Source organism: Monashia sp. NPDC004114 (assembly GCF_053603855.1).
Window position 1 is genome coordinate 25,415 of the sequence record NZ_JBSGGK010000026.1, and the last position, 24,371, is coordinate 49,785.

General features: G+C 71.9%; 18 protein-coding genes. 5 read left to right on the top strand and 13 right to left on the bottom strand.

Annotation, left to right across the window (positions count from 1 at the left end; all coding sequences use genetic code 11):
- Positions 1-183 precede the first annotated feature (183 nt).
- On the top strand, positions 184-936 hold the full coding sequence (locus tag ACWEOW_RS23095) for a hypothetical protein (RefSeq protein WP_452271596.1): 753 nt from the start codon (positions 184-186) through the stop codon (positions 934-936).
- On the opposite strand, the gene ACWEOW_RS23100 is transcribed toward ACWEOW_RS23095, so the two are convergent.
- The 4 genes from ACWEOW_RS23100 to ACWEOW_RS23115 form a co-directional block, all read right to left on the bottom strand.
- Positions 929-2,200, bottom strand: a complete 1,272-nt coding sequence (locus ACWEOW_RS23100; protein ID WP_452271597.1) for a GDSL-type esterase/lipase family protein — start codon at positions 2,198-2,200, stop codon at positions 929-931. The genes ACWEOW_RS23095 and ACWEOW_RS23100 overlap by 8 nt on opposite strands.
- Positions 2,201-2,414: 214 nt before the next feature.
- Positions 2,415-5,828 (bottom strand): error-prone DNA polymerase, encoded by a 3,414-nt coding sequence (locus ACWEOW_RS23105; RefSeq protein ID WP_452271598.1) that lies wholly within the window; start codon positions 5,826-5,828, stop codon positions 2,415-2,417.
- Complete coding sequence (locus ACWEOW_RS23110; protein WP_452271599.1) at positions 5,828-7,375, bottom strand: DNA polymerase Y family protein; 1,548 nt, start codon at positions 7,373-7,375, stop codon at positions 5,828-5,830. Before ACWEOW_RS23110 ends, ACWEOW_RS23105 begins: the two co-directional genes overlap by 1 nt.
- Before the next feature lies 1 nt (position 7,376).
- Positions 7,377-8,075, bottom strand: coding sequence for a hypothetical protein (locus ACWEOW_RS23115; protein WP_452271600.1), 699 nt, complete (start codon positions 8,073-8,075; stop codon positions 7,377-7,379).
- 207 nt (positions 8,076-8,282) lie between these two features.
- Here ACWEOW_RS23115 and ACWEOW_RS23120 point away from each other — a divergent pair, with 207 nt between their 5' ends.
- The gene (locus ACWEOW_RS23120) at positions 8,283-9,653 is read left to right on the top strand and encodes a cystathionine beta-synthase (protein WP_452271601.1); all 1,371 of its coding nucleotides are present in this window, start codon (positions 8,283-8,285) and stop codon (positions 9,651-9,653) included.
- 20 nt (positions 9,654-9,673) lie between these two features.
- On the opposite strand, the gene ACWEOW_RS23125 is transcribed toward ACWEOW_RS23120, so the two are convergent.
- From ACWEOW_RS23125 to ACWEOW_RS23135, 3 genes are all read right to left on the bottom strand, one after another.
- Positions 9,674-10,255 carry an HhH-GPD-type base excision DNA repair protein gene (locus tag ACWEOW_RS23125; RefSeq protein ID WP_452271630.1) on the bottom strand — a complete coding sequence of 194 codons (582 nt, stop codon included), beginning with the start codon at positions 10,253-10,255 and terminating at the stop codon, positions 9,674-9,676.
- Positions 10,256-10,394: 139 nt separating this feature from the next.
- Complete coding sequence (locus ACWEOW_RS23130; protein WP_452271602.1) at positions 10,395-11,051, bottom strand: IMPACT family protein; 657 nt, start codon at positions 11,049-11,051, stop codon at positions 10,395-10,397.
- Between the two features lie 187 nt (positions 11,052-11,238).
- On the bottom strand, positions 11,239-11,949 hold the full coding sequence (locus tag ACWEOW_RS23135; RefSeq protein WP_452271603.1) for a sirohydrochlorin chelatase: 711 nt from the start codon (positions 11,947-11,949) through the stop codon (positions 11,239-11,241).
- A 178-nt stretch (positions 11,950-12,127) separates the two neighbouring features.
- Between ACWEOW_RS23135 and ACWEOW_RS23140 the strand changes: the two genes are divergently transcribed.
- A complete protein-coding gene (locus ACWEOW_RS23140; protein ID WP_452271604.1) occupies positions 12,128-13,312 on the top strand; it encodes a uroporphyrinogen-III synthase in 1,185 nt (394 codons plus the stop codon).
- Positions 13,313-13,356: 44 nt separating this feature from the next.
- Here the strand turns inward: ACWEOW_RS23140 and ACWEOW_RS23145 are convergent, their stop codons facing one another.
- Positions 13,357-13,743: a winged helix-turn-helix transcriptional regulator gene (locus ACWEOW_RS23145; protein ID WP_452271605.1), complete on the bottom strand. Its 387-nt coding sequence runs from the start codon at positions 13,741-13,743 to the stop codon at positions 13,357-13,359.
- A gap of 107 nt (positions 13,744-13,850) precedes the next feature.
- Between ACWEOW_RS23145 and ACWEOW_RS23150 the strand changes: the two genes are divergently transcribed.
- The gene (locus ACWEOW_RS23150) at positions 13,851-14,705 is read left to right on the top strand and encodes an SDR family oxidoreductase (RefSeq protein ID WP_452271606.1); all 855 of its coding nucleotides are present in this window, start codon (positions 13,851-13,853) and stop codon (positions 14,703-14,705) included.
- 144 nt (positions 14,706-14,849) lie between these two features.
- On the opposite strand, the gene nirD is transcribed toward ACWEOW_RS23150, so the two are convergent.
- From nirD to ACWEOW_RS23175, 5 genes are read right to left on the bottom strand one after another with little or no spacing between them, the layout of a single operon-like run.
- Positions 14,850-15,290, bottom strand: coding sequence for a nitrite reductase small subunit NirD (nirD, locus tag ACWEOW_RS23155; RefSeq protein ID WP_452271607.1), 441 nt, complete (start codon positions 15,288-15,290; stop codon positions 14,850-14,852).
- Entirely contained in the window at positions 15,287-17,878 is a 2,592-nt protein-coding gene (nirB, locus tag ACWEOW_RS23160; protein ID WP_452271608.1) for a nitrite reductase large subunit NirB, read from the bottom strand. Before nirB ends, nirD begins: the two co-directional genes overlap by 4 nt.
- A complete protein-coding gene (locus ACWEOW_RS23165; protein ID WP_452271609.1) occupies positions 17,878-19,560 on the bottom strand; it encodes an FAD-dependent oxidoreductase in 1,683 nt (560 codons plus the stop codon). Before ACWEOW_RS23165 ends, nirB begins: the two co-directional genes overlap by 1 nt.
- Positions 19,557-21,722: a molybdopterin oxidoreductase family protein gene (locus tag ACWEOW_RS23170; RefSeq protein WP_452271610.1), complete on the bottom strand. Its 2,166-nt coding sequence runs from the start codon at positions 21,720-21,722 to the stop codon at positions 19,557-19,559. Before ACWEOW_RS23170 ends, ACWEOW_RS23165 begins: the two co-directional genes overlap by 4 nt.
- Positions 21,719-23,251, bottom strand: coding sequence for a nitrate/nitrite transporter (locus ACWEOW_RS23175; protein ID WP_452271611.1), 1,533 nt, complete (start codon positions 23,249-23,251; stop codon positions 21,719-21,721). The genes ACWEOW_RS23170 and ACWEOW_RS23175 overlap by 4 nt, the downstream gene beginning before the upstream one ends.
- A 243-nt stretch (positions 23,252-23,494) precedes the next feature.
- On the opposite strand from ACWEOW_RS23175, the gene ACWEOW_RS23180 reads away from it, so the two are divergent.
- The gene (locus tag ACWEOW_RS23180) at positions 23,495-24,343 is read left to right on the top strand and encodes an alpha/beta fold hydrolase (protein ID WP_452271612.1); all 849 of its coding nucleotides are present in this window, start codon (positions 23,495-23,497) and stop codon (positions 24,341-24,343) included.
- The last annotated feature ends 28 nt before the right edge of the window (positions 24,344-24,371 follow it).

Sequence of the window (24,371 nt, forward strand, 5' to 3'; positions counted from 1 at the left end):
CCGCACCACCGCACCCTGCGGCATACGGCGCTCCCTTCGGTATGCCGGCCGGCTGAGCAGGGGACCGTCCTGGGCGCCAGCGCCGTCTCCGCGGAGCCGGTTAGGGTGTACGGGTTGCCGGCGCGGCCCAGCGCCGCCCGCCCGAACCACCCGGGCGCCATCCGAACAGGGAACTCCACACACATGAAGACCATGACGACGCGCATCGTCGCGCTGACGGGCGCGCTCGCGATCAGCCTCGGCGCAGCCGCGTGCTCCAAGTCCGACACGCCCTCGACCGCTTCCACGTCGACGCCTGCCGCGTCGACCTCCACGGCATCGACCCCGACCTCCACCGAGGCACCCGAGGCGTCCGACATCCTCCAGAAGGCCAAGGACAACGCGCTCGCCGCGACGTCCGGCGCCTTCGTCGGCGACATCGACCAGGACGGCAAGTCGATCAAGATCGACTTCAAGGGCACGAGCGACGGCAAGACCGCCGACATCTCCATCGAGCTCGAGGGTGAGGGCAAGGCCCGCCTCATCTCGCTGCCCGACGCCGTCTACATCCAGGGCGACCAGACGTTCTGGAAGAAGCAGGGCGCCCCGGCCAACGTCCAGAAGGCGGGGGACAAGTTCATCAAGGCTCCGACGTCGGCCTCCTCGATGGCCGAGAGCCTCAGCCTCAAGGCGTTCCTGGAGAAGGCGTTCGGTGCGGTGACCCCGGACCAGCTGGCCACCGATGTCGCATCGGAAACCGTCAACGGCGTCGACTGCTGGGTGCTCTATGACAAGAAGGGCAAGACCGAGGGCGCGCTCTACGTCTCCAAGGACAAGGGTGAGGTCGTCCGCTTCACCGGCTCGACCAGCAGCCCCGGCCAGCTCGACTTCTCGAAGTGGAACGAGGACCTCGGCATCAAGGCGCCGCCGGCCGACCAGGTGATGCAGGTCAGCTGATCCCAGTGGAGCTCGTCGAGCCGGTGGCGCTCGACGAGCTCGCCGGCGCCGCGGGGTAGCCGATCGGCGGAAGCCGCGGCGTCGGCTCACTCGGCGTCGGCTCACTCGAAGGCTCACTCGGCGTCGGCTCACTCGGCGTCGGCTCACTCGGCGTCGGCTCACTCGAAGGCTCACTTGTCGACGCCTCCCTCGGCGTCGGCTGACTTGGAGTCGGCTGGCTCGGCGTCGGCTCCGCTGTCTGGCGCTCAGGAGCCTCCCGGCCGGCGAGGCCCCATGGCGCTGCCGGGATGCGGTGCAGCAGCACCGCCCAGCGGCCCTGGGCGCCGCGCGAGAGGCCTGCGACCTCGGCCGGCGCCACCTCCGTGCCGGGTTGGGCCACGGCCCGGGTCGCGGCCTCGGCGACCGGGCCGACACTCTCGCCGCGGCGCAGGCTCGGCCCGGTCGGGTGGCTCCGCTCGCCGAAGAGGTCGAGCGCGGCGCTGACACTCGGCAGCATCGCCGCGGCCACGCGGGCGTATCCGGCCGGGCTCGGGTGGAAGCGGTCCTCGCTGAACATCACGGACGGGTTGGCCGAGAACGCCTCGCTGAGCAGGTCGCCGACCGAGACGGCTCGTCCGCCCGCCTCGACGACGGCGACGGTCTGGGCGGCAGCCAGGTCTCGCGACCAGCGGCGCGCCAGGTAGCGCAGGGGCTGGGGCACCGGCTGGATCGCGCCCAGATCGGGGCAGGTGCCGACGACGACCTCGGCGCCGGCCTCACGCAGGGTGCGCACGGCCATCTCGAGGTGGCGCACGGCGATCGACTTGTCGATCCGATGGGTGACGTCGTTGGCGCCGATCGAGATGACCGCGACATCGGGTGCGGGGACGAGGTCGAGTGCGCGGTCGACCTGGGAGTCCAGGTCGGGCGACTCGGCACCGATGACCGCAACGTTGGTCAGCTCGACCGTGCGACCGCTGAAGGCTGCGACCCCGCTCGCGATGATCGCCCCGATGGTCTGGTGAGCATGCTCCGCACCCATGCCGCGTGCGGTCGAGTCGCCGAGCATGACGAACCGGACCGGCTCACCCGGCCCGGAGCCGTATGTGCCGCTGTCGACCGGGGCGCCGTCGAACTGCTGGCCGACGATCCGCCGGGCGAGCACGGCCTCGGCCCGGATCAGGCCGTACCCGAGCAGGCTCAGCACACCCAGGCCGGCAACGCCCATACCTCCGCCGTATGCCGCTGACTGGGCGATCTTGCGTGCACGCCGCGCGCGGCCCATGCAGGGGTCCCCCTCCCGGTCGGATCGGTCGAGCCACCACGGTAACGCTCGGGTCCGACGTGACGTGCCCGGTCTGCACAGCCCCGACGCCAGCCCTGCGAACGACACATCCACCGGGCCGATGGACCGCCACGAGCCCTGCAGTCACGCGGCCGTATGCCGTGTCGCAGGGTTCGTTGAGGTCGGTCGGGTCCGGCGTCACTGAGGTGGCCCGTCACTGGAAGTTGCGTGGGTGATGCCGGGCAGCGAGGGCCTGTTCGGCGGTGGGGCTGATCGCGGCCAGCGAGGTGATCTGGTCGGCGTAGAGGTTGGTGACACCGTCGCTTCGCTCGACCAGGCCGCGGACCACGAGGCACGCCGCCGTGCGGGCCACCTTGCGATAGCGGGCCCAGACTCCCTCGGTGCAGATGACGTTGAGCATCCCCGTCTCGTCCTCGAGGTTGAGGAACGTCACGCCACCGGCGGTGCCGGGTCGCTGCCGATGGGTCACGAGGCCGCACACGTGCACGCGCCGCTCGGACTCGCCCGAGAAGACGTCGGCGACGCTGCGGATCCCGGCGCCGCGCAGCGTGGGGCGAAGGTGCAGCAGCGGGTGGCTGTCGGGGGAGATCATCGTCGCCCAGAGGTCGGCCAGGGTGGCCCCGACGTCGCCCAGCTCGGGCAGCATCGGCGCCGGGACGGCGACGCTGGTGCCGGCCAGCTGGTCCGGTCGTTCAGTGAACCCGGCCGCCCACAGCGCCTCCCGGCGCGAGAGCTCCCAGACCTCGAACGCTCCCGCCGTGGCCAGCGCCTCCAGCTGGCGGGAGTCGAGCCGGGCCCGCCGGGACAGGTCAACGATGTCGGTGAACGGCCGCTCGTCGCGCGCGGCGACGATCCGCTCAGCCACGTCCTTGCCGATCCCACGCACCTCGTCGAGTCCGAGCCGGACGGCGAAGGCCCCGTCGCGGCGGTGGGTCAGCGTCGGGTCGGCAGCGGCGTCGTCGTAGGCCGTGGGGCGGTGGTCCTGCTCGATGCACTCGTCCAGCCCGGTGGGCGAGCAGACTGCCGGGTCCAGTCGCTCCAGACCGGCCTGGGCGCCCGAGTGCACGATGCAGGGGCGGCGGACCTGGACCCCATGTCGGCGAGCGTCCTGGACCAGGGACTGCGGCGAGTAGAAGCCCATCGGCTGGGCACGCAGCAGCCCGGCGAGGAACGCAGCGGGGTAGTGCAGCTTGAACCACGAGCTGGCATAGACGAGCAGCGCAAAGCTGAGGGCGTGGCTCTCGGCGAAGCCGAAGTTGGCGAAGGACAGGATCTGCACGTAGATCCGCTCGGCGGACGCACCGACCAGGCCGCGCCTCGCCATGCCCTCGAAGAGCTTCTCCTTGATGGTCTCGATGCGCTCGATGCCGCGCTTGGAACCCATCGCCCGTCGGAGCAGGTCGGCATCGTCGCGGCTGCAGTCCCCGATCGCGACCGCCATCTCCATGAGCTGCTCCTGGAACAGCGGCACGCCGCGGGTGCGCTCCAGGACCGGGATCAGGTCGGGGTGCGCGTAGGTGGTCTCCTCGCGGCCGGTGGCCCTCCGGATGTACGGGTGGACCGCGCCCCCTTGGATCGGGCCGGGGCGGATCAGCGCGATCTCGATGGCCAGGTCGTAGAACTCTCGCGGGCGCAGTCGCGGAAGGGTCCCGATCTGGGCCCGGCTCTCCACCTGGAACACTCCGACCGAGTCGGCCCGGCAGAGCATGTCGTAGACACCAGGCTCCTCCTTGGGCAGTGACTGGAGCGTCCAGTGCTCGTCGAGTTCCTCGCCGACCAGCACGGTCATGTGGTTGAGCGCGCCGAGCATGCCCAGCCCGAGGAGGTCGAACTTGACCAGGCCCATCCATTCGCAGGCGTCCTTGTCCCACTGCAGGACCGTGCGCTTGTCCATTCGGGCGCGCTCGATCGGGCAGACCTCGCCGATCGGCCGCTCGGTGAGGATCATGCCGCCGGAGTGGATGCCCAGATGCCGCGGTGCTCGCATGAGCTGGTTGGCAAGCCCGACCACGGGCTCGGGGATCGCGCCCGGGTCGCCGTCGCTGCCCTCAGCCACCACCGCGGTCCAGCTGTCGATCGACTTGGACCAGGCATCCTGCTGGCCGGGGGAGTATCCCAGCGCCTTGGCCGCGTCGCGCACGGCCATCTTCGGCCGGTAGGTGATGACGTTGGCGACCTGGGCGGCGTTGTGACGGCCGTAGCGGTCGTAGACCCACTGGATCACCTCCTCGCGACGGTCGGAGTCGAAGTCGACGTCGATGTCCGGCTCCTCGTCGCGATGCTGGGAGATGAACCGCTCGAACGGCAGGTTGTAGAAGACCGAGTCGATCGCGGTCACGCCGAGCGCGTAGCAGACCGCCGAGCTCGCTGCGGATCCGCGACCCTGACAGAGGATCCCCTGCCCACGCGCGAACTCGACGATGTCGTGGACGATCGTGAAGTAACCGCAGAAGTCCTTCTCCTCGATGATCCGCAGCTCGTGCTCGATCCGCTCCCGGGCGCGCTGCTCGTGCGGCCGCCCGGCGTAGTAGACCTCGAAACCACGGTCGACCAGGACCCGCAGCCAGGTCGCGGGCGTGTGCCCCGGCGGGATGCCGAGCTTGGGCAGGCGCGGAGTCGCCTTCTGCAGGTCGAAGGCAAGGGCGTCTGCGATCTCGACAGACCTCGCGACGGCACCGGGATACCTGCCGAACCGGTCGGCCATCTCCTGCCCGGTGCGCAGGCAGGCGGCACCCCAGGGCGGGAGCCAGCCGTCCATCTCGGCCAGGCTGCGCCGGGCCCGGACGGCGGCCATCGCCGCGGCCAGCCTGTGACTGTCCGGCGTGGCGTAGTGGACGTTGTTGGTGGCGACGACCGGGAGCCCGTGGACGTCGGCCAGGGCGGCCAGCAGGTCGTTGTCCTCGTGGTCGCGCGGGCCGCCGTGGTCGATGAGCTCGACCACGACCCGGTCGTGGCCGAAGAGCGAAGTCAACCGGTCCAGCTCGTCAGCGGCGTCCCCCGGTGAGCGGCGCAGAGCCGACCTGACCGCTCCCTTGCGGCAGCCGGTGAGCACCACCCAATGACCCCGGCCGCGCTCGGCCAGCTCGTCGAGGTCGTACACGGGGCGGCCCTTCTCGTCCCCGCGCAGCTGCGCGTCGGTGATCGCCGCAGCCAGCCGGTGGTAGCCCTCGACCCCGTCGGCGAGCACGAGCAGGTGGCTGCCCTCGGGATCGGGGACGCCGTTCTGCGGCGACGTCAGCCCCAAGGACAGCTCGGCGCCGAACACGGTCCTGATCCCGACGTACTTCTGGGCGATCTCGGCGAACAACGGAGCACCGGCGAACCCGTCGTGGTCGGTGAGCGCGATTCCCTCGAGCCCGAGCCGGACCGCCTCCTCGACGAGGGCATCCGGCCCGCTGGCGCCGTCGAGGAAGGAGAAGCTGCTGTGGCAGTGCAGCTCGGCATACGGCGTCAGCGGACCATCCGGACGGCATAGCTCGTCCTTGGGGCGGTACGGCTTGCGCTTGCGCGAGCCGGGCCACTCGTCGGGCGGGCCGTAGCGGCGCGGGTCGGCCGACAGCCTGCGCTCCAGCTGCGACCACGGGATCGCGGGGTTGCTCCAGCCCATCAGTCGTATGCCGCCTCGGTCCACCACTGCCCGCCTGAGCAGCGCATGAGCCAGGCCCGGCCGTCAACCCCCACCATCTGGAAGCGCGCTGTCCGGGTGGCGCCCTCCTGGGTCCACCACTGCTCGTCCACCGGCCACGGGCCTGCCCAGGAGTGCACCCGCTGCCACCCCGGCGCGTCACCGGTCTGGAAGCGCGACGGCTCCCCGGTGACCATCCCGCGGTCAGTCACCGACACCGGCCGGCGCAACTCGTCGACGACGGCGCTCGCCCAGGGCTCGCTGAAGACCCGGCTCGGTGCGGGCGGCGGGATCTGTCCGGGCCAGGGCTGGTCGACGGGGCGCAACGCGGTCGGTCGCTCGCCCCACGGCACCAGCCGCTGGCGGTCCGCGGGAGCCCGGCCGCCCTGCCGCACGGGGGTCACCACGGCGTCGTAGCCGAGCAGCGCCTGGACACGGGCCACACCACGGTCGACCCGCTCGTCGGTGCCTCCCCAGAGGCCCTCCGCGTGCGCGGCGACCGGCTCGACGGTCTCGGGGATGAACCGGACGAGGCCCACCGGCGCCCCGACCAGCAGACCGTCGGGCTGAGCCTGGAGCTGCCAGTGGACCCGGTCGACCAGGTCGGCGGCGCTGAACCAGCGTGAGTGCACCCAGGTGCGGGCGCTCAGGAGCGTGCCGTGGGTGTCGTCGCCTGCCGCCTCGATGCGGACGGCAGTGCACACCAGCCCGCGGGACAGCAGGTCGGTCACCAGCTGCTCGGCCCTGCGGCGGACGCTGAAGCAGACAGCCTCCACGGACGCCAGCGGTGGCTCGAAGCTGACGGTCGCCACGAGATCGGGGGGCGGCACTCGAGCGGCAGGCTCGACCCGGTCGGCCCCGCGGGCGAGCCGGTGCACCTTCGCGCCGTAGGCCCCGAACCGGGCGACCACGTCGCCGGCGGGCAGCTGCGCGAAGCTGCCGAGCGTGCGGATGCCGAGGCGTTGCAGCAGCCCGACGAGATCGGCGTCGTCGATCACGCTCACCGGCACGTCGCGCAGGAACGCGGCCGAGGCGCCTTCCGGCACCACCCGCCAGCCCTGGACCTCCGCGTGCCGGGCGGCCTGCTCCGCAGTGAACAGGTCGTCGGCGACCCCGATGCGCACATCCCAGACGCCCAGCTCGACGATGCGCTCTGCGATCACCGCGGCGGCGTTCTCCTCGCCGCCGTAGAACCGGCCCGGCGCGCGGATCGCGAGCAGCCCGGGCCGCAGCGGGGCGACCCCGGGCCGGAGCTCCTCGACCGCGGCCAGGACCGGCTCGAACGCGCGCGCGTCGCGGTCGGGGTTGTCCGGCAGGAGCACGAGCTCGGGGCACCGGGCCTGGGCGTCCCTACGCCGCATGCCCCGTCGTATGCCGTTCTGCCGGGCCTCCTCGTTGCAGGCCACGACGACGTTGTGGGCCATCACAGCGACCGGCCTGGACATGGGGGAGGCGTCGCCGGCGAGGGCCCCGTCGGCCACACTGGCGACCACCGCCCAGTCGGGACACCACACCACGAGCACTCGCATGTCAGCCCACCTCGCGGACCATGGCGAGCGCCGGCTGCGGCTCGACCCGCGAAAGCCCGGTGCTCGGGCCGAGCTCCAGCTCCACCCGCTGCGCCGGCGCGGAGCCACGGCTCACCGCCACCACCATCCGACGGCGGTCCAGGCGGCCGTGACCCTGGTCCAGCCCGGTCCACGCCGATGTCTCCACGGACAGCCGTGCCTCGCTGCCCGGCCAGCTGCCCCAGGTCACCAGCACCGCGGACCGCTTGCGCAGCCGGGCGGCGACCCGGCTCGCGATGCGTGCGCTCACCCCGGCCGGCGGACGCAGCAGGACCATCGTGACGACGTCGACGAGCGCGGCTGTCGCCTCGAGCCACAGGTCGCCCGGGTCGGGCACGAGCACGGTCCTGCTCAGGTCGATGCCGAGCTCCGCGGCGGCCTCGACGCCGAAGTCACGAACGCCGACGACGGCCACCCAGGAGCCCTCGCGCGACGGCTGCGCGAGGAGCGCCAGCGCCAGGCCTGCACTGTCCACCTCGTACGCGCCGCCGGTGCGCAGGTCGACGAGCCCGGTCAGCGCCGGATGCGTCGCGACCGGGTGTCGGGGCAGCCCTTCCTGCATCCCGTGGATGCGGTCCTGCAGCTGCCTCACCGTATGCTCGCGCCCGTCGCCCCGCGCCGTCAGGCGGCGGGTCGAGGTCGGGATGCGGGTTGCGGGCACCCCTCCATGTTCGAACACATGTTCGATCCAGTCAAGGCGCTCGACGAGCGTGGGGACTCGCCCGGCCCACCCGGCACACGGCCCGCCGGGACCCGCGGCATACGGCCCGTCGGGACCCGCGGCACACGGCCGGAGCCACCCGGCATACGGCTCGCGGGCTCATCGGGCCGGTCTCACGGGCTGGGACGGCCCTCCTAGGATGGAGCGGTGAAGTACGCAGAGAACGTCGTGGACCTCGTAGGAAACACCCCCCTGGTCAAGCTCGGCCCGGTCGTCACCGACGCCGGGGTGAGATGCACCGTGCTGGCCAAGATCGAGTACTTCAACCCAGGTGGGTCGGTCAAGGACCGGATCGCCCTGCGTATGGTCGAGGCGGCCGAGCGCGACGGCCTGCTCGAGCCGGGTGGCACCATCGTCGAGCCGACGAGCGGCAACACCGGCGTGGGCCTGGCGCTGGTTGCCCAGCGCCGCGGGTACAAGTGCGTGTTCGTGTGCCCCGACAAGGTGAGCCAGGACAAGCGTGACGTGCTGCGCGCCTATGGCGCGGAGGTCGTGGTCTGCCCGACCGCGGTCGCGCCCGACCACCCAGACTCCTACTACTCCGTGTCGGACCGGCTGGTCAGCGAGATCGACGGAGCCTGGAAGCCCAACCAGTACTACAACCCGGAGGGCCCCAACAGCCATTACCTCACGACCGGGCCCGAGATCTGGCGCGACACCGACGGCAAGGTGACCCACTTCGTCGCGGGCGCCGGCACCGGCGGCACCATCAGCGGGACGGGCAAGTACCTCAAGGAGGTCTCCGGCGGCGCCGTGCGCAACATCGCGGCCGACCCCGAAGGCTCGGTGTACTCCGGCGGCACCGGTCGCCCCTACCTCGTCGAAGGCGTCGGCGAGGACTTCTGGCCGGGCGCCTACGACCCGTCGGTCGTCGACGACGTGATCGCGGTCTCCGACGCCGACTCCTTCTCGATGACCCGCCGGCTCGCGCGCGAGGAGGGCCTGCTCGTCGGCGGCTCCTGCGGCATGGCGGTCGTCGCGGCGATCCGCGCGGCCAAGGACCTCCCCGAGGACGCCGTCGTCGTCGTGCTCCTGCCCGACTCGGGTCGCGGCTACATGTCGAAGATCTTCAACGACGACTGGATGCACTCGTACGGCTTCCTGTCCGACCACACCGAGCAGACCGTCGGGGACGTGCTGCGCACCAAGTCCGGCGATATGCCGGCGCTCGTGCACACCCACCCGAACGAGACGATCCGCGACGCGGTCCACATCCTGCAGGAGTACGGCGTCTCACAGATGCCCGTCGTCAAGGCCGAGCCGCCCGTCATGACCGGCGAGGTGGCCGGGTCGGTCAGCGAGCGAGTCCTGCTCGACGCGCTCTTCACCGGCCGCGCGCACCTCGCCGACTCCGTCGAGAAGCACATGGAGCCGGGGCTCCCACTCGTCGGCGCCGGGTCGCCGGTCTCGGCCGCGCGCAAGGAGCTCCAGGCCAGCGACGCAATTCTGGTGATCGACGACGGCAAGCCCGTCGGCATCCTGACCCGGGCCGACCTGCTCGCCTTCCTCGCCGACTGATCGGCGAATGTGCCTGCGGCTCAGGCGTTCTGCTTGGCCTCTGCCTTCTTGGCCTTCTTGTACTCGCGGACCTTGAGACGTGAATCCGTGTCGACGACGTCGGCGATCGAGCGGTGCCCGGGCTGGCCGTAGTCACCGGTCGCCTCCTGCCACCCTTCCGGGGCGACGCCGAAGCGCTTGGCGAGCAGCGCGGCGAAGATCTTTGCCTTCTGGTCGCCGAAACCGGGCAGGCTGCCGATCCGCCGCACGAGCTCGTCGCCCGTGGTCACGCCGGCCCAGACATTGGCAGCGTCACCACCCCACTCGTCGACCAGCGCCTGGCAGAGCTGCTGGGTGCGGGTCGCCATCGAGCCGGGGAACCGGTGCAGTGCGGGCGGCGTCTTGAAGTACTCGAGCAGGGTCTCCGGCGGCAGGGCGGCGATCGTCGCCGCGTCGAGACGGCCGCCCCCGGGAACGCCCATGCGCTCGGCGAGCACGCTCGGAGAGGTGAAGGCCTTCTCCATCGGGATCTGCTGGTCGAGCTGCATGCCGAGCAGGAGGGCGAGCGGGTCGCGTTCGAGCAGCTCGTTGGCGGCGTCGGTCGAGGCGAGGTGCAGGGCCATGGCACCCATCTTGACGTATGCCGCGCCCACCCACGCGCCTGGCGTCCCGTCCGACATATGAAGCTCCCCGGGATGCTGCCGGATGTGCGGGCGGACCGCCTCGGTGCAGGACTTGGTGTGTCCGGCGGGACGTTTGGCTTCAGGTCGAGCCGGGGAGGTCGACCCAGCTCGGCTCTCCTTTGGAGATCCGCCCCCGTCCGGACGTCAGGGCCGCCACCGCGCCGGTCACCGCACCCGCCGCGTCGGGCGCCGCCGCCAGCTCGAGCCGGACGCCGTCGGCGAGGTAGTCGACCGTGCGCACGTCCACGTCCGGCAGCCCTCGCAGCGCATGTTCGACGCGGGGAGCCGCCGCGTGGTCGACCTCGACGACGAGCCCGTCGCGCAGGGTGCGGGTCAGTGGTGTGGACCGGTCGAGGGCGGCGGTGACCGAGTCGCCGTAGGCGCGGATCAGCCCACCGGTGCCGAGCAGGGTCCCGCCGAACCAGCGCGTGACCACGGCGACGACGTCGGTGAGAGCGCGCCCCCGCAGCACCTCGAGCATCGGCGCACCCGCCGTGCCGGATGGCTCACCGTCGTCGTTGCTGCGCTGCGTCGCACCATCTGGCCCGAGCACGAATGCCGTGCAGTGATGCCGGGCGTCGCGGCTCGCCGCCCGCACCGACTCGATGAGCGCACGAGCCTCGTCCTCGGACGTCGCCGGCGAGACGTCGCAGACGAACCGCGACCGCCGGACCTCGACCTCCGCCCGCGCAGGACCCGCAAGGGTCACGTACGTGCGCGCGGGGCCGGGCGGCATACATCCTCGGTTCGATGGTGGACGGAAGCTCACCCGAGTATGCCGTCCCACCCGTCCGCGCCCGCCTGCCCACCCACCCCGCCACGCCCGTTCGAGGTATTCGGGTCGAGGTGATGCGTCGCCTTATGGCACGAACTAACACCGCGACCGAAATACCTCGAACCGGAAAGAGCGGCGACAGGCCGGGTCACGCGAGGTAGCGCTCGATGACGATGTCCACGAGCTCGGGCGCGGGCGGCTCGTCGGGCATGAGCAGGGGCGCCGTGACGACGTCGGCACCGGATGCGGCAGCCTGGTCGGCGAAGTAGCCCGGCGCCAGGAGGTAGGTTGCCACGACGACTCTGCGACCCGGAACGCGTTGTGCTGCAACGGCGTCCGCAAGCCTCGGCTGAGCGGCGGACAAGAAGCCGACGGTCACCGCGCGCTCGACCAGGCGGCCGAGGGTGACCGCGATGACCCGGCAGTCCTCGACGGCTGACAGCTCGGACGACCCGGCCGCACCGAGCACGACGATGTCGTCGTCCCGCAGCCCGGACGCCTCCAGCCGAGCACGGAGCAGCTCCGCCAGCCGGTCGTCCGGGCCCAGGGCCGGTGCCACCGACGCGTCCGGGGCAGCAGCGGCGGCCTCGGTGAGGTCGACGAAGACGTGGTAGCCGGCGGACAGCAGCAACGGCACCAGCCGCGCGGCCCGCCCGGCCGGCAGCGCGCGCAGCACCGCCGCGGGGTCGGGCTGCTGGACGTCGACGAAGGCCGCCACCACGTCCAGGTCTGGTCGCCGGGAGGCCACGGCACGCACCAGCGCGTCGACGGCGGCCTGCCCGTCGGGGGATGCCGTCCCGTGCGAGGACGCGACGAGGACGGGAGGTAGCGGTGGTGACGCGTCCGGCACGCTGGTCATGGCAGCACTGTGACAGGTGAGGCCGCCGCACGCCTTTGCCCGTCGACGGTGAGGACGCCGTTACCACCCCATCGCCTGGCCGAAACGCCGCGGAAACACACCCTGCCTACTGTGGAACGACGAGCTGGACGCTCGACGCCGTGCGTTGCCACGTGCCGACGACGGAAGGAGGCCGTGCATGAGCTCCGGGCCCCACCGGGACCACCCGACGACCGCCTGGTCGGCGCAGCTGAGCGGCCCCGATCCCGATGGGTCGAAGGTCGAGACGACGGGTCCCGTGCTCGAGGGATTCCGGATCGCGGTGACCTCGGACCGCCGGTCGGGCGACCTCATCGACGCATTCGTGCGCCGGGGCGCGGAGGTGATCCACGCTCCGGCCGTGCGGATCGCCCCTATCGACGAGGACGAGGTGCTCATCGGCGACACGCGAGCCATCATCGAGAGCCGGCCCGACGTCGTCATCGTCACGACGGCATACGGCTTCCGGCGCTGGGTGGAGTGCGCTGACGCTGCCGGCCTCGGGGAGGACCTGTCTCGCACGCTCGAACGGGCGCGCATCATCGTGCGTGGTCCGAAGGCGCGCGGCGCCGTCCGAGCCGCAGGGCACGACGACGACGGCATCGCCGACGACGAGCGGACGGCCTCGACGGTGAGCCTCGCCCTGGATTCGGGTGTCGTGGGCAAGCGGGTTGCCGTCCAGCTGCACGGGTTCGAGGACGTCGAGCAGCTCGAGCGGCTGCGCTCGGCCGGGGCGCAGGTGCTGACGGTGGCGCCCTACCGGTGGGTCCGGCCCACCGACGAGAGCCGTCTGGGACGGCTCGTGGCGGCGGTCGCCGCCAGGGAGGTCGATGTCGTCACGTTCACGTCAGCGCCCGCGGTCGACGGGCTCGTCTCGGCGGCGGCACAGCTGGGCATGGACGGCGTGCTCGTCGACGCCCTGCGCTGCGGGGTGACTGCGGCCGCGGTCGGCCCGGTGACGGCGGCCCCACTGCTCGATCTGGGCGTGAGTCCGATTGTGCCGGAACGGTTTCGGATGGGCGCGCTGATTCGCACCGTGGTCGAGCACCTGACTCTGAACGGCGTCGAGGATGTCCAGACGGCGCTCGGGCCGCTGCGCGTGCACGGTCGCGTCGTCACGTTCGGCGGCGAGACCGTGACGCTCGCCAGAGGCCCGCGCGCGATGCTCGCGGCCCTGATGGCGGACCCCGGAGCGGTGTGCACCCGCGAGCGTCTGCTCGACGAGCTGCCCGAGGCCGAGAACGAGCACGCCCTCGACATGGCCGTGAGCCGGCTGCGCGCCGCCCTGCCCGACCGCGACCTCGTGCAGACGGTCGTGCGCCGCGGCTATCGCCTCAACGTGTGAGCGGCCGCCCGCGGTCGGCGCCCCGAAGGCCCCGCCGGCCCCGGTCAGCGGGGTGCCCTTGCCTGGGCGTCGTCGAGGATCGCGGGCGCATGCTCGGCGATCCAGTCCATCAGTGGGACAAGGCGGTCCGCGAGCTCCTGGCCCCGCGGAGTCAGGGAGTACTCGACATGTGGCGGGACGACGGGCCGGGCGTCGCGGTCGACCAGGCCGTCGGCCTCGAGGGTTCGTAGCGTCTGAGCGAGCATCTTCTCGCTGACGCCCTCGGCGCGCCGGCGCAGCTCGCTCCACCGGAGCGAGTCGCCCTCCGCGAGGGCGAGGAGCACCAGCGTGCCCCACTTGCTCGACACGTGGTCGAGCACGACCCGGCTGGGGCAACCGGCAGCGAAGACGCCGTCAGGAAAGTGGCGTCGCAGGCTCTGACTAACTGTCACGTCAGTACCTTACTTCAAAGTGGGTACTAACTCATGGGAAGTATGCCCTCGCACCCGTCGTTGCTGGGGAGGTCAGTCCCTTCCATCACACTCCCACGGAGGACCTCATGACCCTGCTCGTCACCGCCGCAAGCGGACACCTCGGCCGACTGGTCGTCGAGGCGCTGCTCGATGCCGGCACCCCCGCCACCGAGATCGTCGCCACGTCCCGTCGCCCGGAGTCTCTCGCCGAGCTGGCCGAGCGCGGTGTGGACGTGCGGCGAGCCGACTACGACGACGCGGACTCTCTGGACGCTGCCCTGGCCGGCGTCGACCGCCTGCTGCTCGTGTCCGGCACTGACACCGGGCGCCGCGTCGCCCAGCACCGGAACGTCGTCGCGGCTGCCAGGCGCGCGGGGGTCCGACTCCTGGCCTACACGAGCATCGTGCATGCCCCGACCTCGGATCTCGTTCTGGCCCAGGAACATCGGGAGACCGAGGAGGTCATCGCCGCCTCGGGCATCCCCTTCGTTTTCCTTCGCAACTCGTGGTACCTGGAGAACTACACCGGCCAGGTGCCTGGACTGGTCGAACGCGGTGTGCTGCTCGGGGCAGCGGGTGAGGGCCGGGTCAGCGCAGCCACGCGAGCCGACTTCGCCGCGGCTGCGGCGGCCGTGCTCACCGGCGACGGGCACGAGGGAGCGGCATACGAGCTCGGTGGCGACGAGTCGTTCACGATGGCTGAGCTTGCTTCTGCCGTGAGCAGGGCAGGCGCGCGAGAGGTCGTCTACCAGGACCTGTCGGAGGCAGAGCTCACGGACGCTCTGGTCGCAGCGGGTCTGCCGGGGCCGTATGCCGCCGCGCTGGCCGACGGTGACCGCGGCATCCGCGCGGGTGCCCTGTTCACCGACTCCGGTGACCTGAGCCGACTTCTCGGTCGGCCCACCACGTCGGTGGACGAGGCGGTTCGCGCCGCCTTGTAGGCCTCGCGGCGAGTGACGGCTGAGACGGAGCGGCCACTCGACGGGGAGGGGGAGGGGGCCGGGGGCATCCGGACGATCGGGGTGTGGGACCGGGTCCCCGAACCCCTTCGTCGAGTGGCCGCGCGGTCTCATGCGGCTCAGGACTCACGGGGCAGCAGTGGCGGGGAGGCCACTCGACGGGGCGGGGAGGGGGACGCCGACCCGCACGACACCGCTCTGGACGCGGACGGCATACGTCGTCACGGCGACCGAGGGGTCGTCGAGCGCCACCCCGGTGCGGATCGAGAACACCTGCTTGAGCAGGGGCGAGGCCACCGTGGGCTCGCCGGCGCGGTCGCCGGTGAGCCCACGCGACAGGACGGCGGCGCCGGCATACGGGTCGATGTTGTCGACCGCGTAGATCATCCCGTTCGGCAGGAGGAACACGGCTGCCTGGGCACCGCCGGACAGCAGCACGGCGACGCCGCGTCCCGGCACGAGTGTGTGCACCGGACAGGCGTCGACCCAGCGTCGGGCCCCGGGAGCAGGAAGCACACCCGGACGGACAACGGCCCGCGGCTGCACTGGTGAAGTGAGAGTAGTCATGGTGAGTTCCCTTCTGCCAGAGCTCGGCTCGGGACCTTAGTGGTCGGCATGCCGAGCATGACGGGCACGGTGCGCGGGCCGGACGTGTCGAAGGCGATCGTCGGGTCGGGCTCGTCGGGTGCGTTGACGAAGGACACGAACCGCGCGAGCTTCTCCGGGTCGTCGAGCACCGACTTCCACTCGTCCAGGTAGCCGGCCACGTGACGGGCCATCGCCGCCTCCAGGTCAGCGGCGATCCCGAGCGAGTCGTCGCAGACGACGGCCCGCAGGTGGTCCAGACCGCCCTCCAGCGACTCCAGCCACGGCGCCGTCCGCTGCAGCCGGTCGGCCGTCCGGACGTAGAACATGAGGAACCGGTCGATGTAGCGCACGAGCGTGTCCGCGTCCAGGTCGCTCGCGAGCAGCACGGCGTGCGTGGGCGTCTGGCCGCCGTTCCCGCAGACGTAGAGGTTCCAGCCCTTGTCCGTCGCGATCACCCCGACGTCCTTGCCCCGGGCCTCGGCACACTCGCGGGCGCAGCCGGACACCCCGAGTTTCAGCTTGTGCGGTGACCGGAGACCTCGGTAGCGACGCTCGAGGTCTACGGCCATCCCGACCGAGTCCTGGACGCCGTAGCGGCACCAGCTCGACCCGACGCACGACTTCACCGTCCGCAGGGACTTGCCGTACGCGTGCCCCGACTCCATGCCGACGTCGACCAGGCGCCGCCAGATCGCCGGCAGCTGCTCGACGCGGGCGCCGAACATGTCGATCCGCTGCCCCCCGGTCACCTTGAGATAGAGGCCGAAATCCCTTGCGATCTGGCCGATCTCGATGAGCTGCTCGGCCGTCACCTCGCCACCCGGCATACGGGGCACGACCGAGTAGGTGCCGTTCCGCTGGATGTTCGCGAGGAAGTGGTCGTTGCTGTCCTGCAGTGCCGCCTGCTCGCCGTCGAGGATGTGGTCGCTGCTCGTCGACGCGAGGATCGAGGCGATGGTGGGCTTGCAGATCTCGCACCCGGTGCCGGTGCCGTAGCGGCTGACCAGCTCGGAGAAGGCCCGGATCCCGGTCGATGCGACGATCTCGAAGAGCTCGGCGCGACTCTGCTCGAAGTGCTCGCAGAGGGCCTTCGACAGCTCGACACCCGAGTCGACGAGGAGCTTCTTGACTGTGGGGAGACAGCCTCCGCAGGTCGTGCCGGCGTTCGTGCACCCCTTGATAGCCGCCAGGTCGCACGCGCCCTCGCCGATGGCGCCGCAGATCGAGCCCTTCGTGACGTTGTTGCACGAGCAGATGACCGCATCGTCCGGCAGCGCGTCAGCACCGAGGTCGGAGCCCGCGGGAGAGATCAGCGTGGCTGGGTCGCCGGGCACCTCACGCCCCACATACGCCTTGAGCGTCGTGTATGCCGTCGCGTCGCCGACCAGGATGGCGCCGAGCAGGGTCCTCGCGTCGTCGCTCAGCACGAGCTTGGCGTAGGTGCCCTTCGTCGCGTCGGTGTGGACGATCTCGAGCGCGCCCGGGGTCGTGCCCGTCGCGTCGCCGAAGGACGCGACGTCGACGCCGAGCAGCTTGAGCTTCGTCGACAGGTCCGCGCCGGGGAAGGTGGCCTCGCCGCCGAGCAGCCGGTCGGCTACGACCTCGGCCATCGTGTAGCCGGGTGCGACGAGCCCGTAGCAGTGGCCCTCGACCGCGGCGACTTCGCCGACGGCCCAGACGGACTCGTCGCTCGTGCGGCAGGCCGTGTCGGTGACGACGCCTCCGCGGGCGCCGACCTCGAGACCAGCCGCACGTGCAACTGCGTCGGCGGGACGGACTCCTGCGGAGAAGACGACGAGGTCGGTGAGCAGCGCTGTGCCGTCGGACAGCTCGACGGCCAGGCGACCGTCGTCCTGTGGCGCGATCGAGCTGGTCCCGGTGCCGATGTGGACCTGCACGCCGAGAGCACCGATGAGGCGCGCCAGGACTGCGCCACCACCCTCGTCCACCTGGAGCGGCATGAGCCGCGGTGCGAACTCGACCACGTGCGGCGTGAGACCCAGCGCCCGCAGCGCGTTGGCTGCCTCGAGGCCGAGCAGCCCTCCGCCGACAACGAGGCCGTTCGCTTCGCGTCCCTCCGCTCGTGCCCGGGCGATGGCCTCCTCGGCGCGGGTCCGGATGCCGTCCAGGTCGTCGAGGGTCCGGTAGACGAAGCAGCCTTCGGCGTCGTGCCCCGGCACAGGCGGCACGAACGGGTACGACCCTGTGGCCAGCACGAGCGCGTCGTAGCCGACCTTCTCGCCGGTGCTCGTCGTCACGGTCCGAGTCGCGCGGTCGACCTGCTCCGCTCGCGTGCCGAGCCGCAGGTCGACGAGGTCGTCGCCGGCATACGTGTTGTTCGCCAGTGCCAGCGCCGCGCGGTCCCACGAGCCGACGTAGGACGAGAGCCCAACCCGGTCGTATGCCGCTTCCGCCTCCTCCGCGAGCACGACGACCTTCCACGTGCTGTCCGCGTCGCGCGAGCGCAGGGCCTCGACGAACCGGTGGCCGACCATGCCGTGGCCGACGACGACCGCGGTGCGGGTGGCGGTTCGACCGGTGCTGGTGTCGGCGGTGGGTGCAGTCATCAGGCTGCTCCTTCGATCGGGGCGCCCACCGGCGGGGCGAGTGCGGCGGGGGCAGACAGCGGTGTCCTGGAGGGCAGGGCGGGCGAGTTCGCCTGGGGGACAGTGCCATCGGGTGCGCGACTGTCCGGATCGGATGAACGCAGCCAGGAGCAGATCCCCTCGACGGCGTTCGTGCACGAGCCGCACCCCGTCGTGGCGCGGGTCGCGTCGGCGACGGCGCTGACCGTCTCGGCCCCGGCTCGGTAGGCTCCGACGATCGCCGACTTGGTGACCGTGTTGCACCGGCAGATGACCACGCTGCCGGGCATCTCGGCGAGGTTGGCCGTGTCGGATGCTCCGGCGCGGGCCACGGCTCGGCCGAGCAGCAGAGCCAGACGGTCGCGCGGGACGACCGATCCCGTGTCGTAGAGCTGAGTCAGGGGGCCGGCTGCGTCGCCGACCCCGAGCAGGATCGCTCCCACGACCCGGTCGGAGCGCAGGACGAGCTTGGCGTAGCGGCCCCGGCTGGGATCGGTGAATGCCAGCACCTCGTGCTCCGGATCGTGCACGTCCACGGCGACCGACCCCATGCTCGCCAGGTCGATGTCGTGGGCCTTGAGCCGGGTCAGGACGCTCGTGCCCCCGTAGGTGGCGTCGAGATCGCCGGCGAGCACGTCGGCCAGCACCCGTGCCTGGTCCCATCCGGGCTGGACCAGGCCAGGCACCTCTCCACGGTGCTGGGCGCACTCGCCGATGGCGTGGACGTGCGGTACCGACGTCGCCAGGCGGTCGTCGACCACGATGGCCCGGTCGACCACGACGCCCGCCGCACGCGCCAGGTCGACGCGAGGACGCACCCCGGCCGACAACACGACGAGATCCGCGGGCAGCGACGTGCCGTCGTCGAGGACCACAGCGGGGGACCCGTCCGTGGCGCGGCGACGCTCGCTGACGAACCGGCCGAGGACCAGGCGTGCTCCGAGCTCTCTGACCACCCGTGCGAGCACCGCTCCACCGTCGGCGTCGAGCTGGCGCTCCATGGGGAAGTCCGCCGGGTGCACCACCGTCACCGCCAGTCCCTTGGCGAGCAGACCTCGGGCGGCCTCCAGCCCGAGGAGGCCGCCGCCGATGACCACAGCGGTCGTGGCCGACTCGGCGACCTCGAGGATGCGACGGCAGTCATCGACCGTGCGGAACGCGACGACCCCGTCCGACCCGGCCTGCTCGTCCGTGCCGGCGATCGGCGGGACGAACGGCGTCGACCCGGTGGCGAAGACCAGCTCGTCCCACGTGACGACCGCGCTACCCGGCATACCTCCGGGCTCCTCGGCGGGGAACGCCGCGTCCGCCCCGGGGGCGGAGCCGGAGGGGGAGGGGGAGGGTGCCAGCGTGGCGGTGCGGCGGTCGGGGTCCACGGCGGTGACCCTGGTGCCGGTGACGACGTCGATGCGCCGCGTGGCCCACCACCCGTCGGGCCGCAGGCGCGTCTCGCGCGGGGCGATGGCGCCGGCAATGACGTTCGAGAGCAGGACCCGGTTGTATGCCGGGTGGGGCTCCTCGCCGACGACGGTCACGGCGAAACGCCGTGCCTCCGGGTCGCGCTGGCGCAGCTCCTCCGCAAGCCGGGCACCGGCCATGCCGTTGCCGACGACGAGGACGCGCCGCACGCGGGGCGCCCCCGGCGGGGACTGGATGTCGGTCACGGTGCGGCCTCCAGGCGGACGGCGCATGCCTTGAACTCCGGCATACGGCTGGTGGGGTCGAGCGCGGCGTGGGTCACGGAGTTGGCGCGGGCGTCCCCGGACCAGTGGAACGGCAGGAAGACGACATCGGGACGCATGTCCTCGTCGAGGCGGACGGCCGCGCGGGTGCAGCCGCGGCGGCTGACCACGTCGGCGAGCTGGCCTTCGCGAAGACCGTGGCGGGCCGCGGTGTCGGGATGGACCTGGACGAACATGTCGCCCGCGGACCTGATGAGCTCGTCGACGAGGCGCGTCTGAGCCCCGGACTGGTAGTGCTGCAGCACCCGGCCGGTCGTGGCCACCAGGGGAAAGTCGGCATCATCGGTCTCAGCCGGACCCACGTGGTCCACCGGGACGAACCGGGCACGTCCGTCGGGAGTGGCGAACCGGTCGAGGAAGAGTCGCGGGCTGCCCTCGGGCCGGGCCGGGGTGCACGGCCAGTGCAGCGCCTCGCCGGCATCGAGCCGGTCCCACGTGATCGCCGAGTAGTCGGCCGGACCGCCGGCGGAGGCGCGCCGCAGCTCGTCGAAGACCTCGCGCGGGTTCGTCGACAGCGAGACGGAGGAGCCGACGCGGCGCGCGAGCTCGGCCCAGATCTCCAGCTCCCCGCGGCACCCGGCCGGCGGGGCAAGGGCCCGGCGGCGCCGCAGCACGCGTCCTTCGAGGTTGGTCAGCGTGCCCTCCTCCTCGGCCCACTGCAGGACCGGGAGCACGACATCGGCGACCGCGGCCGTCTCCGACATCACGAAGTCGGAGACGACCAGCAGGTCGAGGCCGGCCAGGCGCTCGGAGACGACTGCGGCGTCCGGCGCCGACACGACCGGGTTGGAGCCGTGCACGAGCAGCACCCGTGGCCCTGCGTCGGTCCCGAGCGACGTGAGCAGCTCGAAGGCGCTGCGGCCGGGGCCGGGCAGGTCGTCGGCCTCGACCCCCCAGACCGCCGCGACGTGCTCCCGCGCGGCGGGGTCGTCGATCGGGCGGTAGCCGGGCAGCTGGTCGGCTTTCTGCCCGTGCTCGCGGCCGCCCTGCCCGTTGCCTTGTCCCGTGATGGTGCCGAAGCCCGTGCCGGGGTTGCCTGGCAGGCCGAGCGCGAGGGCCAGGGCGATGAAGGCAGTGACCATGTCCGTGCCACTCGCGTGCTGCTCGCTGCCGCGGGCGCTGAGGACGTACGCGCCCCGCTCGGTGTCGCGGGCCCGCGCGAGGGAGCGGACGGCGGCGCGCAGCGTTGTCGCGGCGACGCCGGTGACGCGCTCGACCCGCTCGGGCAGCCACTGCGCAGCGACGGGCCAGAATTCGTCGAACCCGCTGGTACGAGAGGCGATGAAGGCCCGGTCGGCATATCCCTCCGTTACTGCGAGGTGCACCATGCCGAGGGCCAGGGCCGCGTCGGTCCCCGGTCGGAGCTGCAGGTGCAGGCCCCCACCGTCGACCGCCTTCGCGGCCGTCGGCGTGAGCCGCGGGTCGGCGACCATCAGGCCCCCGCCGTCAGCGGCGCGCAGCAGGTGGGTGAGGAACGGCGGCATCGTCTCGGCGGGGTTTGCGCCGAGCAGCAGGACCGCGTGAGCCGAGCCGATGTCCGTCACCGGGAACGGAAGCCCGCGGTCGAGCCCGAAGCACCTGATCCCGGCCGCGGCAGCCGAGCTCATGCACCAACGGCCGTTGTAGTCGATCTGTGACGTGCGGAGCACGGCACGCGCGAACTTGCCCAGCTGGTAAGCCTTTTCGTTCGTGAGACCACCCCCGCCGAAGACGGCGACGGCATCCCGCCCGTATGCCGCCTGCGTGCGGACGATCGCGTCAGCCACCACGTCGAGGGTCTCGTCCCACGACGCCGGGTGCAGCTCGCCGTCGCGCCGGACCAGCGGGGTGGTCAACCGCCGCGGTGTGCGCAGCAGCTCGGCGCTGGTCCAGCCCTTCTGGCACAGCCCGCCCCGGTTCGTCGGGAATCGCCGTGGGCTCACCGTCAGCGTCTCGGCGCTGGTGCCCGAAAGGGTCATCGCGCACTGGAGGCCGCAGTAGGCACAGTGGGTTTCGACGCCCTCAGGGCCGGCCTCCCTTCGGCCGGCCTCCCTTCGGCCGGCGCGTTCGGCGGGGGCCCTCAGGTCGGGGGTGGTCACCGTCATCGGAACCGGATCCGGGTCAGAGCCGCCGCGCCGACGTAGAAGAGCGTGAAGACGACGAAGGCGGCCGTCGCCGAGTGGCTCTCACCCTGGTAGGAGGCGCGCAGCCCGAGGTTGATGAGGACGCCGCCCAGTGCACCGATCGCCCCGGCGATCCCGATGAGCGCGCCGGACATCGAGCGGGACCACGCTGTCCGCTCGATGTCCGGGCCGGGGATCGTGGCGGACTTCGCCTCGAAGAGCACCGGGATCAGCTTGTAGACCGAGCCGTTGCCGACGCCGGACAGGACGAACAGCAGGACGAACCCGCCGATAAGACCGGTCAGCTGAAGGCCGGTCGCGGCTCCGGGCGTGACCTCGTCCGAGCGCGCGGCCAGCGTCACGAGAACGCCTGCGACAGCCAGGCCCACGAAGGTCCAGAGCGTCACCCGCGCCCCCCCGCGCCGGTCGGCCAGCCGCCCACCCCACACCCGGCTCACCGAGCCGAGCAGGGGCCCGATGAAGGCGATCTGGGCAGCGTGCAGCGCCGCAGCGGAGGTCTGCGCGGCCGTCGGGGTCGCGCCACCGGTCATACCGGCGAGGAAGGTCTGGTTCAGCACCTGGCCGAAGGCGAAACCGAAGCCGATGAACGACCCGAACGTGCCGATGTAGAGCAGCGAGATCGCCCAGGAGTCCCCGTGGCGCAGCACCTCGAGCATCGCCTTCGGGTTCGCCGTCTGGTGGTCGAGGTTATCCATGAAGATCGCGGCGCCGATGCTCGCCACGACGAGCAGGACGAGGTAGACGGCGCAGACGACCTCGGGTCGCCGGTTGCCGAGCGTCGCGATGACGAGAAGGCCGACCAGCTGGATGACGGGCACTCCGATGTTGCCACCGCCGGCGTTGAGCCCGAGGGCCCAGCCCTTCATCCGCTGGGGATAGAAGGCGTTGATGTTCGTCATCGACGAGGCGAAGTTGCCGCCGCCGAGCCCGGCCAGGGCCGCGACGACGAGGAACGTCGTCAGAGAGTGGCCCGGGTTGACCATGAGCCACCAGGTCAGCAGCGTCGGCACGAGGAGCGCGACTCCGCTGACGATCGCCCAGTTGCGGCCGCCGAAGAACGCCGTGGCCATCGTGTACGGCACCCGCAGCACCGCGCCGACGAGCGTCGGGACGGCGACGAGGACGAACTTGTCGGCGGCCGTGAACCCGTACACGGCCTGGGGCATGAACAGGACCATGACCGACCAGATGGACCAGATCGAGAAGCCGATGTGCTCGGTCGCGACGGACCAGACCAGGTTGCGGCGCGCGACCTGCTTGTTGCCCGCCTCCCAGGCGGCCGTGTCCTCGGGGTCCCAGTCGCGAACCACCTTGGTGCGTGGAGCGGTGAGCTCGCGGAACCGGTTCGGCCGTGGCGGGGCGAGTGTCGCGCTGGACGGGGCCGTGGGGTTGGTCGGGGGTTCGGTCGCGAGGTCGGTCGCGGCGGTCGCGGCGGTCGCGGCGGTCGTGGCGGCGGAACTGCCGGTGGAGCTTCCGGTGGTCGTGCTCACGGGGGTGTCCTCCTCGGGGCGGTGGGGCTCGGGGATCGCTCTCGGGAGCGTGGCGACCACGCTAGGTATGCCGTGTTGCACCCCTTGCGGACCGCCGTAAAGCCGCCGTTACATCCCCCTCACGACCGCGACGAGCCTCGGTGAGGTCCCACGAGGTCACCCACGACCGGCCGGCAGGCAACCCCTCACGGCGGTCGCGAACGCTGGTGAGGAGGCCGACGGCATACGCGTAGGCTCGTCGGCATGAGCTCGCCCGCCTCTGCGAACACCCTGCTCAACACGCTGTCGGTGGGCACCGCGGGGCCCCGGATCGCTTTCCTGCACGGCCTTTTCGGGCAGGGCCGCAACTGGAACCAGATCGCCAAGGCCGTGAGCGGCCCGGACGGGTCGCGCGCCCGCTGCCTGCTCGTCGACCTGCCCGACCACGGCCGCTCGCCGTGGTCGCAGTCCTTCTCCCTCGACGGGTACGCCGACGCGGTCGCGGCCACCCTGCGCGCCGCCGCTCCCGGCGAACGCTGGATGGTCGTCGGCCATTCGCTCGGCGGCAAGGTGGCGATGTTCCTCGCGCTGCGCCATCCCGACCTCGTCGACCGGCTCGTCGTCGTCGACATCGCACCCAAGGGATACGGGTCGCTCGACCGGTTCCAGGGCTACATCGACGAGATGAAAAGCCTGCCGCTCGACGAGCTGACGAGCCGCGCCGACGCGGAGGCGCGGTTCGAGGAGAGCGACCCCGGGGTCAAGGCGTTCCTGCTGCAGAACCTGCGCCGCGAAGGGTCTGGTGAGCACGCTCGGTGGTACTGGCAGGCGAACCTCGACCTCATCGCGCGCGACGCCGAGATGGGCCGCGAGTCCCGCATCGCTGACTGGCCCGCCGATGCCGAGGACCTGCCGGCGTTCGCGGGTCCGGTGCTCTGGATCGCCGGTGGCGACTCGGCATACATCAAGAGGGCCGACTCCGAACGGATGCGGCAGCATTTCCCGCGGACTCGCCAGTTCACGATCAAGGGCGCCGGGCACTGGGTGCACACCGACGCCCCGGAGATCATCGTCACCGCGCTGCGGCGGTTCTCCCGCGGCAGCGGCGACTGACGTCGACAAGCGTCAGCGACGTCGGAGC